This window comes from Mycobacterium sp. (assembly GCF_049647605.1).
GTDB lineage: Bacteria > Actinomycetota > Actinomycetes > Mycobacteriales > Mycobacteriaceae > Mycobacterium.
In genome coordinates this window covers 1-1,541 of the sequence record NZ_JBARXZ010000235.1, presented here as the reverse complement: position 1 = coordinate 1,541, position 1,541 = coordinate 1, and the positions used below count along the sequence as shown (strand labels likewise).

Sequence of the window (1,541 nt, the reverse complement as noted above, 5' to 3'; positions counted from 1 at the left end):
GGGCCTGCGGGTGATACTCGCGGTATGGCGAGCGACGACGCGATCGACATCAAGCCCAGGTCACGGCAGGTCACGGACGGGATCGAGGCGACGGCCTCGCGCGGGATGCTCCGCGCCGTCGGCATGGGCGACGACGACTGGGACAAGCCGCAGATCGGCGTCGCGAGCTCGTGGAACGAGATCACTCCGTGCAACCTGTCGCTCGACCGCCTCGCGAAGGCCGTGAAGAACGGCGTCCATGCGGGCGGCGGCTACCCACTCGAGTTCGGGACCATCTCCGTCTCCGACGGCATCTCGATGGGCCACGAGGGCATGCACTTCTCGCTCGTCTCGCGCGACGTCATCGCGGACTCCGTCGAGACCGTGATGATGGCTGAGCGGCTCGACGGCTCAGTCCTCCTCGCGGGGTGCGACAAGTCGCTGCCCGGCATGCTCATGGCCGCCGCGCGGCTCGACCTCGCGTCCGTCTTCCTCTACGCCGGCACGATCGCTCCCGGGTGGGTCAAGCTCGAGGACGGCACCGAGAAGGACGTGACCCTGATCGATGCCTTCGAGGCGGTCGGAGCGTGCGCGCGCGGCCTCATGAGCACGGAGGACCTGGGCCGCATCGAGCGCGCGATCTGCCCGGGGGAGGGCGCGTGCGGGGGCATGTACACGGCGAACACGATGGCGTCTGTGGCCGAGGCGATGGGCATGTCGCTGCCCGGCTCAGCGGCACCGCCCTCGGCGGACCGGCGTCGTGACTCGTTCGCTCAGCGCTCGGGCGAGGCGGTCGTCGAGCTGCTGCGACGGGGGATCACCGCGCGGCAGATCATGACGAAGGAAGCGTTCAAGAACGCCATCGCCGTCGTCATGGCGTTCGGCGGCTCGACGAACGCCGTCCTGCACCTCCTTGCGATCGCCCACGAGGCCGAGGTCGACCTGACGCTCGACGACTTCCGCCGCGTCGCCGCCAAGGTGCCGCACCTGGGCGACCTCAAGCCGTTCGGCCGTTACGTCATGGCGGACGTCGACCGGATCGGGGGAGTGCCTGTCGTCATGAAGGCGCTGCTCGACGCCGGGCTCCTCCACGGCGACTGCCTCACCGTCACCGGCCGCACCGTCGCGGAGAACCTCGCGGACGTCGCGCCGCCTGACCCTGACGGCAAGATCCTGCGTGCGCTCGACAACCCGATCCACCGCACGGGCGGCATCACGATCCTCGAGGGCTCGCTCGCACCCGACGGCGCCGTCGTGAAGTCCGCCGGCTTCGACACCGACGTGTTCGAGGGCACCGCGCGCGTCTTCGAGCGTGAGCGCGCCGCGCTCGACGCCCTCGAGGACGGCACGATCCAGGCGGGCGACGTCGTTGTCATCCGCTACGAAGGTCCGAAGGGCGGGCCCGGCATGCGGGAGATGCTCGCGATCACGGGTGCGATCAAGGGTGCCGGGCTCGGCAAGGACGTCCTGCTGCTCACCGACGGTCGGTTCTCCGGCGGGACGACCGGCCTGTGCGTCGGGCACGTCGCACCCGAGGCCGTTGACGCCGGCCCCATCGCGTT

1 protein-coding gene is annotated in these 1,541 nt (G+C 70.3%); it reads left to right on the top strand.

Annotated features, from left to right (window positions below):
* Positions 1-24: 24 nt before the first annotated feature.
* Positions 25-1,541, top strand: a 1,517-nt coding sequence (ilvD, locus tag WBB07_RS29275; RefSeq protein WP_526313250.1) for a dihydroxy-acid dehydratase, incomplete at its 3' end; no start/stop codon positions are given.